Annotated in this window: 16 protein-coding genes; 7 read left to right on the top strand and 9 right to left on the bottom strand. The window is 67.3% G+C overall.

Annotated elements, in window-relative coordinates:
• Positions 1 to 39 precede the first annotated feature (39 nt).
• Positions 40 to 885 (bottom strand): PHP domain-containing protein, encoded by an 846-nt coding sequence (locus ABIB51_RS01410; RefSeq protein ID WP_354184751.1) that lies wholly within the window; start codon positions 883 to 885, stop codon positions 40 to 42.
• Positions 886 to 956: 71 nt separating this feature from the next.
• Between ABIB51_RS01410 and ABIB51_RS01405 the strand changes: the two genes are divergently transcribed.
• Positions 957 to 2,540 carry an aminopeptidase P family protein gene (locus ABIB51_RS01405; RefSeq protein WP_354184750.1) on the top strand — a complete coding sequence of 528 codons (1,584 nt, stop codon included), beginning with the start codon at positions 957 to 959 and terminating at the stop codon, positions 2,538 to 2,540.
• Positions 2,541 to 2,628: 88 nt separating this feature from the next.
• Here the strand turns inward: ABIB51_RS01405 and ABIB51_RS01400 are convergent, their stop codons facing one another.
• Entirely contained in the window at positions 2,629 to 3,522 is an 894-nt protein-coding gene (locus ABIB51_RS01400) for a YflT domain-containing protein (RefSeq protein WP_354184749.1), read from the bottom strand.
• Positions 3,523 to 3,599: 77 nt separating this feature from the next.
• On the opposite strand from ABIB51_RS01400, the gene ABIB51_RS01395 reads away from it, so the two are divergent.
• Genes ABIB51_RS01395 through ABIB51_RS01385 form a run of 3 tightly spaced genes read left to right on the top strand, consistent with a single transcriptional unit; the run spans position 3,600 to position 6,797 of the window.
• Positions 3,600 to 4,883 carry a magnesium transporter MgtE N-terminal domain-containing protein gene (locus ABIB51_RS01395; RefSeq protein ID WP_354184748.1) on the top strand — a complete coding sequence of 428 codons (1,284 nt, stop codon included), beginning with the start codon at positions 3,600 to 3,602 and terminating at the stop codon, positions 4,881 to 4,883.
• Positions 4,864 to 5,631 (top strand): DUF1003 domain-containing protein, encoded by a 768-nt coding sequence (locus ABIB51_RS01390; protein ID WP_354184747.1) that lies wholly within the window; start codon positions 4,864 to 4,866, stop codon positions 5,629 to 5,631. Before ABIB51_RS01395 ends, ABIB51_RS01390 begins: the two co-directional genes overlap by 20 nt.
• Positions 5,632 to 5,642: 11 nt before the next feature.
• Positions 5,643 to 6,797, top strand: a complete 1,155-nt coding sequence (locus tag ABIB51_RS01385; RefSeq protein WP_354184746.1) for an Mrp/NBP35 family ATP-binding protein — start codon at positions 5,643 to 5,645, stop codon at positions 6,795 to 6,797.
• Here the strand turns inward: ABIB51_RS01385 and ABIB51_RS01380 are convergent.
• The 3 genes from ABIB51_RS01380 to sigE all read right to left on the bottom strand — a co-directional run bounded on the left by ABIB51_RS01380 (position 6,794) and on the right by sigE (position 9,059).
• Positions 6,794 to 7,192 (bottom strand): twin-arginine translocase TatA/TatE family subunit, encoded by a 399-nt coding sequence (locus ABIB51_RS01380; protein ID WP_354184745.1) that lies wholly within the window; start codon positions 7,190 to 7,192, stop codon positions 6,794 to 6,796. The genes ABIB51_RS01385 and ABIB51_RS01380 overlap by 4 nt on opposite strands.
• 80 nt (positions 7,193 to 7,272) lie before the next feature.
• Positions 7,273 to 8,298 carry a hypothetical protein gene (locus tag ABIB51_RS01375; RefSeq protein WP_354184744.1) on the bottom strand — a complete coding sequence of 342 codons (1,026 nt, stop codon included), beginning with the start codon at positions 8,296 to 8,298 and terminating at the stop codon, positions 7,273 to 7,275.
• A gap of 137 nt (positions 8,299 to 8,435) precedes the next feature.
• A complete protein-coding gene (gene sigE, locus ABIB51_RS01370; protein ID WP_354184743.1) occupies positions 8,436 to 9,059 on the bottom strand; it encodes an RNA polymerase sigma factor SigE in 624 nt (207 codons plus the stop codon).
• Positions 9,060 to 9,336: 277 nt separating this feature from the next.
• Between sigE and ABIB51_RS01365 the strand changes: the two genes are divergently transcribed.
• Complete coding sequence (locus ABIB51_RS01365; protein ID WP_354184742.1) at positions 9,337 to 9,969, top strand: O-methyltransferase; 633 nt, start codon at positions 9,337 to 9,339, stop codon at positions 9,967 to 9,969.
• Between the two features lie 148 nt (positions 9,970 to 10,117).
• Here ABIB51_RS01365 and ABIB51_RS01360 read toward each other — a convergent pair whose 3' ends face one another.
• From ABIB51_RS01360 to ABIB51_RS01345, 4 genes are all read right to left on the bottom strand, one after another.
• Entirely contained in the window at positions 10,118 to 10,285 is a 168-nt protein-coding gene (locus ABIB51_RS01360; RefSeq protein WP_069949162.1) for a DUF3117 domain-containing protein, read from the bottom strand.
• A 231-nt stretch (positions 10,286 to 10,516) separates the two neighbouring features.
• Positions 10,517 to 11,803, bottom strand: a complete 1,287-nt coding sequence (locus ABIB51_RS01355; RefSeq protein WP_354184741.1) for a putative hexosyltransferase — start codon at positions 11,801 to 11,803, stop codon at positions 10,517 to 10,519.
• Between the two features lie 47 nt (positions 11,804 to 11,850).
• Positions 11,851 to 12,207 carry a DivIVA domain-containing protein gene (locus ABIB51_RS01350; RefSeq protein WP_354184740.1) on the bottom strand — a complete coding sequence of 119 codons (357 nt, stop codon included), beginning with the start codon at positions 12,205 to 12,207 and terminating at the stop codon, positions 11,851 to 11,853.
• 35 nt (positions 12,208 to 12,242) lie between these two features.
• A complete protein-coding gene (locus ABIB51_RS01345; RefSeq protein WP_354184739.1) occupies positions 12,243 to 13,148 on the bottom strand; it encodes an LOG family protein in 906 nt (301 codons plus the stop codon).
• Positions 13,149 to 13,331: 183 nt separating this feature from the next.
• Between ABIB51_RS01345 and ABIB51_RS01340 the strand changes: the two genes are divergently transcribed.
• Positions 13,332 to 14,087, top strand: coding sequence for an amino acid ABC transporter ATP-binding protein (locus ABIB51_RS01340; protein ID WP_354184738.1), 756 nt, complete (start codon positions 13,332 to 13,334; stop codon positions 14,085 to 14,087).
• A 59-nt stretch (positions 14,088 to 14,146) separates the two neighbouring features.
• On the top strand, positions 14,147 to 15,028 hold the full coding sequence (locus tag ABIB51_RS01335; protein WP_354184737.1) for a glutamate ABC transporter substrate-binding protein: 882 nt from the start codon (positions 14,147 to 14,149) through the stop codon (positions 15,026 to 15,028).
• Positions 15,029 to 15,053: the final 25 nt, after the last annotated feature.

The following is a 15,053-nucleotide window of genomic DNA, read 5'->3' as shown; positions in this document are numbered from 1 at the left end:
AGCAGCCCCAACCGATAGCTCAACGGGGCCGGAACGGGGTCAGCGCACCACGGACGATCCGGTGCCGAGTTCCTCGATCCGGGCGAAGACCTCCGGGGAGGTCAGGTTTTCGCCCAGCAGGTTCGGTTTTCCGGTGCCGTGGTAATCCGAGGATCCCGTCACGAGCAGCCCGTGCCGCTCCGCGAGCTTGCGCAGGAACGTCCGGCCCTCCTCTGGGTTGTCCCGGTGGTAGATCTCCACGCCGGCCAGCCCGGCGTCGATCATCTCACGGTAGGTCCGCTCCCCCACGATTCGGCCGCGGGCGGACGCCACAGGATGGGCGAAGACCGGGACCCCGCCGGCATCGCGGACCAGTTCGACGGCCAGCGCGGGATCGGGGGCGTAATGCTGCACGAAGTAGCGTGAGCGCGATGTCAGGATCGAGCTGAAGGCCTCGGTCCGGTCCTCGACGACCCCCGCGGCGACCAGCGCGTCGGCGATGTGCGGCCGGCCCAGGGTGGCCCCGGGAGCGACGTGGTGGATGACGTCGTCCCACGTCAGCGGGTAGTCCTCCGCGAGCAGGGTGACCATCCGTTCGGCCCGCGTGTAGCGCGCGTCCTTGGCCTTGGTGATCTCGTCGAGCAGGCCGGGGTGCGCCGGGTCGTGCAGGTAGCTGAGCAGGTGGACGCTGATGCCCTCTGTGGTCCGGCAGGAAATCTCCATCCCCGGGACCAGGGCGATGCCGTGTTCCCGGGCGGCCAGGGCGGCCTCGGCCCAGCCGTCGGTGGAGTCGTGGTCGGTCAGGGCGACGACGTCGATCCCCGCCTCAGCGGCGGACGCCATCACCCCGGCGGGGGCTTGGGTGCCGTCGGAAACATTCGAGTGAACATGCAGGTCAATCCTCACCTCTCCAGCCTAGTAGATGGGGCACGGCATGCTGTTGGCCTAAGCCGCGCCGCTGGTGAGACTATGGGACGGTGAACGATGCAGATAACACCCCAGTCTCCGCTTCCCAGCCCCTCGAAGAGCGCGTCAACAACCGCTCGCAGCGTCCCAGCTCCGACGCCTTCAAGGCATTCATGGCCAGTAACTGGGCGCCGTCCCAGCAGCAGCTTCCCGAACGGGACGATGTCGCCGGCCATGCAGCAGCCCGGCGCCGCGCCATCTCAGAGCAGTTCAAAGGTGAACGCCTGGTCATCCCCGCCGGTCCGCTGAAAGTCCGCTCGAACGACTGCGACTACCGGTTCCGCCCGCACTCCGCCTTCGCACACCTCACCGGCCTGGGCCTGGACCACGAGCCCGACGCGGTCCTGATCCTGGAGCCCGCCGAGGAAGGCAAGGGCGACGACGGCGGCCACCACCACGCGACGCTGTACTTCCGCCCGCTCGCCGGCCGGGACACCGAACAGTTCTACGCAGACTCCCGTTCCGGTGAATTCTGGATCGGCGCCCGCCCGACCCTCGCCGAGTTCAAGGCCCGCCTCGGCCTGGCGACCGCGGACATCAGCGAACTCGAACTCGCCATCACCAAGAACGTCGGCGCCCCGGAAATTGGCGGCATCTCCGTCCGCCTCGTCCGCAAGGTGGACGAGAACATCGATGCCCTCGTCGACACCGCCCGCTACAACACGGCCAAGGACCCGGAAAACCTGGACCTGGGCGTGCTCGATGCCCTGGACGAGAAGCTCAGCGAGGCCCTGTCCGAGCTGCGCCTGCTCAAGGACGAGTGGGAAGTCGAGCAGATGAAGCTGGCCGTGGCAGCCACGGTGGAGGGCTTCACCGAGGTGGTCAAGGCCCTGCCGCGGGCACTCACCCACCAGCGCGGCGAGCGCGTTGTGGAAGGGGCGTTCTTCGCCCGGGCCCGGGAGGAAGGCAACGAACTCGGTTACGACACCATCGCCGCCGCCGGAAACAACGCCACCGTGCTGCACTGGACCCGGAACACCGGCAAGGTCAACGCCGGAGAACTGCTGCTGCTCGACGCCGGCGTCGAGGCGGACTCGCTCTACACCGCAGACATCACCCGCACCCTGCCGGTGAACGGCACGTTCTCCGATATCCAGCGCAAGGTCTACGAGGCCGTGCTGGACGCCGCCGACGCCGGCTTTGCCGCCGCGCAGCCGGGCACGAAGTTCCGCGACATCCACACCGCAGCCACCACCGTACTGGCGGAACGGCTCGCCGAGTGGGGCCTGCTGCCGGTGTCCGTGGAGGAAGCGACCAGCCCCGAGGGCCAGCAGCACCGCCGCTGGATGCCGCACGGGACCAGCCACCACCTGGGCCTGGACGTGCACGACTGCGCCCAGGCCAAGCGGGAACTGTATCTGGACGGCGTCCTCACCCCGGGCATGGTCTTCACGATCGAACCCGGCCTGTATTTCAAGAACGAGGACCTTGGCATTCCCGAGGAATACCGCGGTATCGGTGTCCGCATCGAGGACGACATCCTGATGACCGCCGGCGGGCCGGTCAACCTCAGCGCCGCCCTGCCCCGCAAGGCCGACGACGTCGAGTCGTGGATGGCCGGCATCTACCAGGAAGCGGACGGCCCGGCCGCGTAACTGCAGGCTTTCCGCCGCCACTGCCGCTGATACGCAGAAGGCCTCCGCCCGGATCATTGATTCGGGCGGAGGCCTTCTGCGTTGCCGGCTAGGGCTTCGAGCCGTCCTGTCCGGGTTCCTGCTTGGGCGCATCGTTGACGCGTACCCCATACTGCGGCCGGCCGTCGGGCAGGTCCGGGTACCGGACCGCCGCCGGCTTGGCCGGCTCCTGCCCGACCTGCACGGGGCCCTCGGCGGGCCGGTCCGCGGGAGCGGTCGGCTGCTGGGACGGCGGGGTGGGGTGAACGTCAGTCCCGGGGCCCGCTTCCGGGCTGCGCTGGCCGTAGGGGTCGTTCCAGCCGGCGGGGCGCTGCGGTGCGTGGCCCTGCTGCCCCGGCTGCTGGGGGCCCTGCTGGGCGCCCTGCTGGCCCGGCTGCTGGTACGGCTGGTGCTGGTAGTCGTGCTGCGTGAAGCCGGCCGGTGCGGAGGCGTCATGCTGGGTCATCGGGAGCTGCTGGAGCAGCCGGCGTGCCTCGTTGGCGGCCTCGAAGGACACCACGACGTCGTAGCTGGTCGCCACCACCTGGCTGGTCGACGTGAAGTCGCGCTTGCCACGCTGCATGGCGTAGGTGACGATGCCGAAGAGCATAAAGAACGCCGCGCCCATGAGCACTGACGTCACTATGGAGAAATACCCCGGCGTCGTGGAGAAGAAGGAGAGCAAGATGCCGACGAAGAGGCCGAACCACATACCGCTCAACGCACCGGACAGTGCCACGCGAGGGTAGGTGAGCCGGCCGGTGACCCGTTCCACCATCTTCAGGTCATTGCCCACAATCGAGACCATCTGCACCGGGAACTGCTGGTCCGCCAGGTAGTCCACCGCCTTTTGGGCATCCAGGTAGGAAGTGTAGGACCCGACGGTGTCGCCCTTGGGGACAGTGCGGGCCTCGTCCGGGCCGGTGGGGGCGCCAGCCCTGGGAGCACCAAAAATGTTTGACATATGCCCATTCTTACCTATCCAGCTGGTGTCCGCCTGTAAATTCAGCTAAAAGAGAGCAGACTCGGTAGCCTGTAGTGGTGAGCACAAATCTTTCGCGGGTGTTTGTTGCGCGCCTCCTCGGACTGGATGTCTTCGACCCACTGGGCGACCGTCTCGGCAGGCTGCGCGACGTCGTCGTGCTTTCCCGCGGCACCCGCGGCGCCCCGCACGTGGTGGGCATCGTCGTCGAGGTCCCCGGCAAAAAGCGCGTCTTCGTGCCGATGACCCGGATTACCTCGATCGACCAGACCCAGATCATCTGCACGGGCCTGGTCAACCTGCGCCGCTTCGAACAGCGCGGCGCGGAAACCCTCGTCGTGGCCGAAATGTTTGACCGCCGGGTGACCCTCGCCGACGGCAGCGGCGACGCCACTATCGAGGATATCGCGATGGACAAGCACCGCTCCGGTGACTGGTTTGTCAGCAAGCTCTTCGTCCGCCGCGGCCACTCGCTCTCCCCGCTGAGCCGGCTGCGCCGCAACGAGACCATGATCATCGACTGGGCCGACGCGCAGCAGGGCGCCAAGACGGAGCCCCAGGCCGCCACCCAGTTCGTCGCCACGCACGAGGACCTGAAGCCGGCCGACTTCGCCGAAGCCCTCCAGGAAATGAGCGACAAGCGCCGGTTCGAGGTCGCCAGCGAACTCCAGGACGAGCGCCTCGCAGATGTCCTCCAGGAGATGCCCGAGGGTGACCAGGTGGAGATCCTCTCCGCCCTCGACGTCAACCGCGCCGCCGACGTGCTCGAGGAAATGGACCCCGACGACGCCGCCGACCTCCTCGCCGAGCTCCCCAGCGCCCAGGCGGAGGAACTGCTGCAGCTCATGGAACCCGAGGGCGCGGAAGACGTCCGCCGGCTGCTGGAGTACGACGAGGACACCGCAGGCGGCCTGATGACCCCGGTCCCGGTCATCCTGCCCCCGGAAGCCACCGTTGCCGAGGCCCTCGCCCATGTCCGCCGCGAGGAACTCTCCCCCGCCCTGGCCTCATCGATCTTCATCGCCCGGCCTCCGCTGGAGACGCCGACCGGCCGTTTCCTCGGCGTCGTCCACATCCAGCAGCTGTTGCGCTTCCCGCCGCCGGAACCGCTGGGCAACCTCGTGGACAAGACCCTTGAACCGGTCTCGGACCAGGCGCACATCAGCGAGGTGGCCCGCACCCTGGCCACCTACAACCTCAATTCGCTCCCCGTGGTCAACAGCGACGGTCGGCTAGTGGGGGCGGTGACTGTTGATGACGTGTTGGATCACCTGCTCCCGGATGACTGGCGCGCCCATGAGGACGATGCCCCGATAAGGAAGCTTGGAGGCCGCGTTGGCTGAGAACAGCACCCCCAGAACCTCCACAGCCCGGCCGGGCAGCAAGGCCAGCGGCAAAGGCAGCCTCGACACACCCCTGAGCGGGCGGCAGCGGATCCTGCCCAAGTTCTCCCCCAACCCGGATGCCTTCGGACAGACCACCGAGGGCTTTGCCCGCTTTATGGGCACACCGCAGTTCCTGGTCTACATGACGGTGTTCTGCATCTTCTGGCTGGTCTGGAACACCTGGGCACCGTTGGATTTCCAATTCGATTCACGCGAGCTCGGCTTCACCCTGCTCACCCTGATGCTGTCGCTGCAGGCCTCCTACGCCGCCCCGCTGCTGCTTCTCGCCCAGAACCGCCAGGACGACCGGGACCGGGTCTCGCTCCAGCAGGACCGGCAGCGCGCCGAGCGCAACCTCTCGGACACCGAATACCTGACCCGGGAGCTGGCCTCCCTCCGGATCGCCCTGCGCGAAGTCGCCACCCGCGACTACGTCCGGGCCGAGCTGCGCAGCCTGCTGGAGGACATGCTGGAGGCACAGGAGGAACTGCGCACCCACGACCCGTCCGCCGGCGTCCATGAGACCCCGCGGGACAAGGTCAAGGAGAAGCTGAAGGAACGCCGCGACAAGCAGCGCAACCCCCGCACCCAGCAGATTCCGCGGGTCAGGGCCGGAGGCAAGCGCGACACTCCGCCGGAAAATCCTTCGGACACCCGGCCCGAGAACCCGGCTTCGCCTGCACACCGCACCTTCCCCGAAAGCTGAGCATTCACCGCATGAGCACCACGCCGGGCCATATCCCCCTGGACTCCGCCCTCGACAAGGCCGTGCACGCGGCCCTCGCCACGGTGATCGACCCGGAACTCCGCCGTCCCATCACCGAGCTGGGGATGCTCGACTCGGTGGTGATCTCCGATGCGGGCCGGGTGCGGATCACAGTGCTCCTGACGATTGCGGGCTGCCCGCTGCGCGGCACCATCACGGCCGACTGCGAAGCGGCGCTGGGCGCCGTTCCCGGCGTCACCGCCGTCGACGTCGAGCTGAAGGTGATGACCCAGACCCAGCGGGACACGCTCAAGGAGCAGTTGCGCGGCGCCGGCGGGCAGCGCGGGATCCCCTTCAACGAACCCGGCTCCCTCACCAAGGTCTACGCGGTGGCGAGCGGCAAAGGCGGGGTCGGGAAGTCCTCCGTGACGGTCAACCTGGCCTGCGCTCTGGCCGCCCAGGGTCTGCGGGTGGGAATCGTGGATGCGGATGTGTACGGTTTCTCCGTCCCGGCCCTAATGGGCATCACCCAGTCCCCCACCCGGGTGGATGACATGATCCTGCCGCCGGTGGCCTACGGGGTCAAAGTGATTTCCATCGGCATGTTCGTCACCGGGAACCAGCCGGTCGCGTGGCGCGGGCCGATGCTGCACCGGGCTCTTGAGCAGTTCCTCACGGACGTCTATTTCGGTGACCTCGACGCGCTGTTCCTGGACCTGCCGCCCGGCACCGGCGACATTGCCATCTCGGTGGCCCAGCTGCTGCCGAAGGCGCAGATCCTTGTCGTGACCACCCCGCAGGCCGCCGCCGCGGACGTCGCGGAACGGGCCGGCGCCATTGCCACCCAGACCGGCCAGTCCGTGGCCGGGGTGGTGGAGAACATGTCCTACCTCGAGCTGCCCGACGGCGGCCGGATGGATCTGTTCGGCAGCGGCGGCGGCGCCGTGCTGGCCGAGCGGCTGTCCGCCACGGTGGGCACGGACGTCCCCCTGCTGGGGCAGATTCCGCTGGACATCCTGCTGCGTGAGGGCGGGGATGCCGGGGTTCCGTTGGTGCTGGGCCGCCCGGAGACCCCCGCAGCGGTGGCCCTCCTGGGCATCGCGGGGAAGCTCGCCGCCGTTCCGCGCGGGCTGACCGGGATGTCCCTGGGGCTGCAGCCGCGCTAGGTGGCCTCGGAGTCGAAGGGCGCCGGCTCGCCTGCGGGCAAACGCTCGATGACGCGGGCGGGACGCTGCTCCGCAGAGGCAGCCGAGGCGGCGGCCACAGCCGACACCGCGCCGGGCGCTCCGGCGCTCACGGGCTTCGTGTCGTCCTCCAGCAGGGCTTCCTTGATGATTCTGCGCGGATCGTACTGCCGGGGGTCGTATTTCTTCCAGTCGACCTCATCGATGTCGATGCCGACTTCTTCCTTGATCTGTTCCCGCGCGCCGGAGGCCATCCGGCGGACTTCCTTGACAAGGTTGGCGAGTTTCTGCGTGTATTCGGGCAGCCTGCTGGGACCGATCACCAGAAGTCCGATGATCAGCAGAAGCAGAAACTCCGGTCCGTTGATTCCAAGCACTTTAGGAAGATTACCCTCTCAATCGAAGCGGCGACGATTCCGCAGGGACACACGACGGCGGCCGCCGGCCGCTGCGCGTGTCACGGGGCAAGGAGCTTCAGGATTCTGCCCATTCCCCGCTCGATCCGGGCCGTGATTCCGTCCGGCGTGGTTCCGTCTGCCGGCGCGGCTTCGGGCCGCGGCACGGCGCGTGCAGCCACCAGGGCCGCCACGCCTTCGCCGGCCAGGGCAGCGGGCTGATCCGACACGTAGGTGTAGGTGCCGGCGGAGTTCTGATAGATGGCGCGGAAGGGCGCCGCAGGGTTGATCCAGAGCCTCCCGCTGCGGGCCGCCGCGAAAGTTTCCGGCCCGGTGCCGGCGGGCGCACCCATGCTTTGCGCACTGACGGCGGTGAAGCCGTCGGCCGTTGCGGTATGGCCCGTGAGCACGTTGACCGGGGGCGTGGCCGCCGGGGGCTGGACCCCCGAGCTGCCCCGCTGCGGCGGCGCCGCGCTGTGCTGCTCCAGCACCGTGGCGAAATAGCGGCCGTCGGTGAGCCGGAGTTCGACCATGTCCGTGCCGGCCACGACGCCGCCGCGGGCCCAGACGAGATGGAAGCCCAGCTCCCGGAGCTCCGGACACGACCAGCCCTGCGCCCGCAGTGCTGCCAGCTGCCCGGCAGTCAGTGCGTCGGAGGGCGTGATGTCGGGTTCGCCCGTCAGGCTCCAGCCGGTTCCGGCGCCGGCGGCCGAGGAGACCCGCATGTCCTCGTGCAGGAAGGCGGAGGCCGTGCCGGCGGCTTCCGGTGGTACCGGGGTTCCCCCCATCAGGTATGCGGATCCGGCCATCAGGGCAACGGCGGCGGTCGCGCCACCGGCGGCCAGAGCCGCGAGCCGGATTCCCGGCCGGGCGCCGCGTTGCCGGGCGCCGCGTCCCCGGGCGCCGTGTCCCCGGGCGCCGTGGTCCGTGGACGGCAGTTCCCCGCCCGGCAGCGGCGCCGCGGGTGCTGCGTCGCGCGCCAGTCCCTCGGTGCGGGCGAGCAGCCGCGCGGTCAGGTCGTCACTGGCGGCGGGCACGGCGGCGCCGCGCAGCCGTTCCAGGTATTGCTGTTCGCGGCGCTCCTGCAAACGGCATTCCGCGCACCGCCCCTGGTGCTGCCGGCGACGGCGGCCGGCCGCGGAACCCCGCCGGCCGCCCTGGCAGCCGCAGGGCAGACCGCGCCGCAGTCGTTTCAGCAGTCGTTTCAGCAGGCTCATCGCCCTGTTCAGAGGAGGCCGGCGATGCGCGGCATCTTGAGCCGCGGCTTGAGGGACTGCTTCGGCCGGGGGTCGCGGTGCGCCAGCTTTTCCCGGAGCATGGTCCGGCCGCGGTGGATCCGGGACCGCACGGTTCCGAGCTTGACGCCCAGCGCCACGGCCACCTCGTCGTAGGACAGCCCCTCGAGGTCGCACAGGACGACGGCGGCCCGGAAGTCCGGGGGCAGTTCCTCGAGGGCGGCCTGGACGTCGAGGTCAAGGTTGTTGAATTCGAAGCTTTGCTCCGGGCCGGGTTCGCGGCCGGGGAGCTTGGACTCGGCGTCCTCGGCCAGCGCGTCGAAGCGGATGCGGCTCTTGCGCCGGGCCTGGTCCAGGAAGAGGTTGGTGGTGATGCGGTGCAACCACCCGTCCAGGGTTCCGGGCTTGAAGTTTTCGAGCGAGCGGAAGACGCGGACGAACACTTCCTGGGTGAGGTCCTCGGCGTCGAACTTGTTGCCCGTGAGCCGGTACGCGAGCCGGTAGACCTTGGCGGAGTGGTTGGTCACCACTTCCTCCCACGTCGGCCGGACCCACTCGGCTTCGGCGGCGGGCTGGGACTCTTCAGTTGCAGGGACACCTGTCTGAACCGACATCGTCCGCTCCCCTCGTGATGGCACATACGCCGTGGCTGGTGCTTGCCGGTGCAAGCTCCTGCACCCCTGATTCGGCGCCGATCACCTCGCGGATGAGCGGATACCCATCATTTCAAATCAAGCTGGGAATTTCCTGACGCAGGCCGCACTTCCGCCCAAGGCGCAAACGGCCCTCCGGACGCCGTCGCGGCCGCGTCACAGGCACCTCCCGGAACCGCCCCGCCGGACACAGTAGGCTGTAATGAACACTCCCCCTGCCGCCCAGAAAGCGATACCCATGAGCGCCGATAAGTCCACGAGCTGGTCCTACGCAGAAGATCTGCCTGCCGAGGATGAGGTCCTGATACACGCGCGCGAACGGTCCTTCGAACTGGGCGTCACTCCGATCGGCCCCGGCGTGGGCGCGGTCCTGACGGTGTTGGCCGCCGCCTCGAAGGCGCAGACCGCCGTGGAGATCGGAACCGGCGCCGGCGTCTCGGGCGTATGCATCCTGCGCGGTCTCGGACCCAACGCCGTACTGACCACAATCGACGTCGACGTCGAACACCTCAAGGCGGCCCGGGAAGCGTTCCAGGAGGCCGGCAGCCCGGCCAACCGGACCCGTACCATTTCCGGCCGGGCCGGCGACGTCCTCCCGCGGCTGACCGACAGCGCCTACGACCTGGTGTTCATCGACGCGGACAAGCCGAACTATCCCGGTTACGTGGAGCAGGCCGTCCGGCTGCTGAAGCGGGGCGGGCTGCTGGTGGTCAATGACGCTTTGGACAAGGACAAAGTCGCCAACCCTGCCGCGCGGGACGCCACCACGGCGGTGCTCAGGCAGGTGGGCAAGTCTATCCGTGACGACGACCGGCTGGCATCGGCAATGCTTCCGACCGGCGACGGCCTGCTGATCGCCGTCAAAAAGTAGCGTCAAGAAGTAGCGGTCTGGCTGTACACCGTCGGGCACCCTCCCGTCCGGCTCAGCGGACGCATAGCGGACAGAAAAAGGGCGGGACCTGCAGTCAACCGACTGCCGGCCCGCCCTTCTGAATTCTGGTGCGAAGCTGTCCGCGAGGTTACTCGGTAACGCCGACGAGGCATTCCTTGAGGTTTGTCGCTTCGGCCGAATTGAGTTCGACGACGAGCCGTCCCCCACCTTCGAGCGGAACCCGCATAATGAGGCTTCGTCCCTCTTTCGTCACTTCCATCGGGCCGTCGCCGGTGCGTGGTTTCATAGCCGCCATAAGGAATATCCCCTCCATTAGTCCAGTGACTTACCAGCCCGGCCGGGCTGCGTCCGCTTAGTCAATCAAGCTGCCCGGCGGCCGTGATGGGAACATCAGGGCCATCTACTCAGTTTGCTTCTTGTCCTTGCTTAGCATCTATTATCGCGTAACTTAGCGCCCGGAGCTAATCGTTGGACTTTCCACACCGCCGCGCAGATCCGGGCCGGCGCCGCAAAAAGGTGCTTTGCGTCACGGCGGATAGTCCCCTCCGCCGGGCAACGGCGCCCAGGCCCACAGCCACACGATCCAGACGATCTGGAGCAGCAGGAACATGACCACCACGGTGCCGCGGTAGGCCCGCGAACGGGAAAGCAAAGCGGCACTGAGGGCCAGCGGGAAGAGCGGCAGCAGCATCCGGAAGGTGCTGGTCTGGGGGTGCAGGAAGATCAGCAGATAGCCCATGTAGCAGCTGCACCACAACCGAAGCTCGGTGCCCAGCGCGGCCACGGGCCGGGACATCATGAACAGGACAAAGAGCGCAACAAAAACGAAGGGGGCCAGGACTCCCAGCACCGGGCCGAAGAGCAGGATGCCGGTGTCGAACCAGGGTTTGAAGGGCACCAGGTCATGGCCCCGCCACACGGTTTCGGTCTTGGTGTAGGCCTGGATGTCCCCGGTGACCGCCCAGGCGATCGCGGGCCACAGCAGGGCCCCGATCCCGCTGACCACGGTCAGGCCGGCGAGGGACCAGAGCCCGGAACCCGCGGGCGCAGCCGCGCCACGGGGACTGCCCGCTGCACGCCAATGCCACAGGCGGTAGAGGAAGAGGAGCCCCGCCATCGCCGCAAACGGCACGCCGGTGGGGCGCGAGAGGCACATCAGCACGACGACGGGCATCGCCGACAGGTATCGGCGCTGCACCACGAGCAACAGCGCGGCAGCGAGCAGGAGGAGGTTCAGCGACTCCGCGTAGGGCACCTGCAGCACCGGCGACACGGGAAACGTGGAGAAGAACACCGTCCCCCACAGTGCCGTGGTGTGGGTGGCCCGGTGCCTGAAGAGGCTGTAGGCCACCAGTGCCGTGCCGAGGCCGCACACCATCGCGATGAGCGTCAGGGCAAGGGCCGGCTGCATCCCGGTCGCGCCCGCAAGGACCCGGCCCAGCATCGGAAACAATGCGTAGAACGCCCACGCGTTTTCCTGGACGTTGCCGGCGGCATCCGTCGGCAGGACGTCCGGGTAGCCGTTCTGCAATGCTTCGCCGTACCAGCGGGCGTCCCAGATATTGACGAACGACCAGTAGTCCGGTTTGGCGGGAAACCAGGGATTCACACCCTGGTGCAGGGCGGCCGCCATGAAAATCCAGGCACTGACGAGCCGGGCGGCGAGGTACAGCCCGCCCACCTGGACCCACCACGGCCACCTGGACACGCGCGTGCCGGCCGAAGCCAGGCGGGTCCACAGGGCCGCGTTCAGGCCCACCGGCGCAACGGACAGAGCATGCATCGGCCCGTTGTCCATCGACCCGTTGTCCATCTGATCGTCATTTACCGGCTTGTTTACCGGCTTGTTCACCGGCTTGTTCACCGGCCCTGCCCGGCGGCCGGGCGCAGGCGTTCCAGTTCCTCCCCGAGGTCCGCAATTTTCCGGTCCTTGGCGGCAATCTGGTCCCGCAGTTCGTCGAGCACCTGGTCCACCTGGTCCATCCGGTAGCCGCGCAGGCCGATGGCGAAGCGGAGGTGGTCGACGTCGGACGGGTCGGCCTCCTCAGGCAGAAGCACGGGAGGCAGGGAGGCCACCGGCTCGTCGAATCCGTCATCGAAGGGCTGCCCGCCTCCCCGGGCACGGCCTCGGCGGACGACTCTCGATGCGACATCGGTGCCCAGCAGGACTGCGACGCCGATCAGCACGATCGCCAGGAAAATCAGGAAGAAGCTCACCCCTACATCGTGCCAGACGGCGGCGGGCGGACTCGTCAGGCCCGCGTGCCGCGGCCGCTGCTGTTGCCGCCGTTGGTGCCGTTGCTGTTGCCGCTGTTATGGATCCCGTTTCCCGGGACGGTGCCGTTCGGGTTCCGATGGCGGGCCGCCCCTTCCACCACGAGCTCCACGGCGGTGGCCGGATCGTCCACCACCTGGATCAGGTCCAGGTCCTCTTCCGACATCATGCCTTCGGCGACCAGCGTGTTCTTGATCCATTCGACCATCGGGCTCCAGAACGCGGTCCCCAGGAGCACGATCGGGAAGGACGTGACCTTGCGGGTCTGGACGAGGACCATGGCTTCGAAGAGCTCATCCAGGGTTCCGAGGCCGCCGGGAAGCACGATGAACCCCTGGGCGTACTTGACGAACATGGTCTTGCGGGCGAAGAAGTAGCGGAAGTTAATGCCCAGGTCCACCCACTGGTTCATGCCCTGCTCGAAGGGCAGCTCAATGCCGAGTCCCACCGACACCCCGTTGCCCTGGACGGCGCCCTTGTTCGCGGCCTCCATCGACCCGGGGCCGCCGCCCGTGATCACGGCCAGTCCGGCTTCGGCGAGTTTCCGGCCCACCTCGACGGCGAGCTCGTAGTTGGGGCTGCCCGGCACTGTCCGCGCGGAGCCGAAGACGCTGACCGCGGTTCCAAGATCGGCGAGTGCGCCGAATCCCTCCACGAATTCGCTCTGGATCCTCAGCACACGCCACGGGTCGGTATGCACGAACTGTCCGGGGCCCTTGGTGTCCAGCAGGGTCTGGTCGGACATCGTGACCCTGGCCTGCTTTCGTCGCAGCTCCAGCGGCCCTTTGTGGCGTATTCCGTTGACCGGTGGTGTGTCGCGCTTTTCGGGCGCCGGCTTTCCATCGTGGTCCTGGCCTTGGCTGCGCTGCGGATCGGTACTCATGCCCACAGGGTAGCGCGGAAATCCTTGGGTTCCCTTGGGACGCATGCGGGCCCGCCGGACGGCGCTTCCGTGCGCAGGCGTCCCCGGCAGGCACTCTGACCTGCAGGTATCTCTTGAATCACGATCTGGAGGAAGTCGGAGTGATTGCAGTCATATAGGGCCAATGTTCGCTAGATTCTTCTTATGACTACTCAAGTGCCTGGCGACGCGCTCGTCTCCCTGAATGCCGTGAACAAGCATTACGGTCAGTTGCACGTCCTGAAGGACATCACCATGAACGTCCGCAAGGGCGAGGTTGTCGTTGTCATCGGGCCGTCGGGCTCGGGCAAGTCGACGCTCTGCCGCGCCATCAACCGCCTCGAGACCATCGACGACGGCGTGATCAAGATCGACGGAAAAGTGCTGCCCGAGGAAGGCAAAGAACTCGCAAAGCTCCGCGCCGACGTCGGCATGGTCTTCCAGTCGTTCAACCTCTTCGCGCACAAAACGATCCTCGAGAACGTCACCCTCGGGCCCATCAAGGTCAAGGGAGTCCCCAAGGCCGAAGCGGACAAGGACGCCATGGCGCTGCTCGAGCGGGTCGGCGTCGGACACCAGGCGCCCAAGCTGCCGGCGCAGCTCTCCGGCGGTCAGCAGCAGCGTGTGGCGATTGCCCGTGCCCTCGCGATGAAGCCGAAGGTCATGCTCTTCGACGAGCCCACCTCCGCCCTTGACCCGGAAATGATCAACGAGGTCCTGGACGTGATGATCCAGCTCGCCAAGGAGGGCATGACCATGATCGTGGTCACCCACGAGATGGGCTTTGCCCGCAAGGCCGCGGACCGCGTGGTGTTCATGGCCGACGGCCAGATCGTCGAGGACGCCACCCCCGAAGAATTCTTCACCAACCCCAAGAGCAGCCGGGCGAAGGACTTCCTGTCCAAGCTGCTGACTCACTGAGTCCCTCCCGAGTTCGCACCCTGGCCGCCGGAAGGCAGCCGTCCAATGAAAGGAATGTCATGATGGCATTTTTGACCCGAAGGAAATCCCTTCTGGTTGCCGCATCCGCAGCTCTGGCCCTCAGCCTGAGCGCCTGCGGCGGCAGCTCCTCCACTACCAACCCGCCCGTAGCCGAGAAGCCGAGCTTCGCTGCCGACAGCACCATGGCCAAGCTTTCATCCGCAGGCAAGGTCGTTATCGGCACCAAGTTTGACCAGCCCCTGTTCGGCCAGAAGGGCCTCGACGGCAAGCCTGTCGGTTTCGACGTGGAGATCGGCAAGCTGATCGCAGCCAAGCTGGGCATCGCCGCCGACAAGATCGAATGGAAAGAAACGGTTTCCGCAAACCGTGAGCAGTTCATCAAGAACGGCGACGTCGATATCATCGTGGCGACCTACACGATCAACGACAAGCGCAAGACCGAAGTGTCCTTCGCCGGCCCGTACTACGAGGCCGGTCAGGCCCTCATGGTGAACAAGGACAACACCTCCATCACCAAGCCGGAAGACGTCAAGGGCAAGAATGTCTGCTCCGTCACCGGGTCCACCCCTGCCGCGACGATCGTCGAGAAGTACGGAGCAGTCCTGGTTCCGGCCGCGACCTACTCCGCCTGCCTCGAGCCGCTGCGCAACAAGCAGGTTGAGGCGATCACCACCGACAACGTCATCCTCGCCGGCTTCGTGAACAAGGAACCGGACGCCTTCAAGCTGGCCTCGGACCAGACCTTCACCAAGGAGCCCTACGGCATCGGCCTGAAGAAGGACGACACGGTCTTCCGCAACTGGATCAATGACCAGCTGGAAACCTTCGCCAAGGACGGGTCCTACAAGAAGGCCTGGGAAGCCACCGCCGGCGCAGTCATCAAGACCGCGCCCGAACTCCCCGCGATCAACCGCTACTAAATGGGTACGGCGGTTGCCGTCGTCC

It is taken from the genome of Arthrobacter sp. UYCu712 (assembly GCF_040547005.1).
Taxonomy (GTDB): Bacteria; Actinomycetota; Actinomycetes; order Actinomycetales; family Micrococcaceae; genus Arthrobacter.
This window is presented reverse-complemented; position numbering and strand designations above follow the sequence as displayed.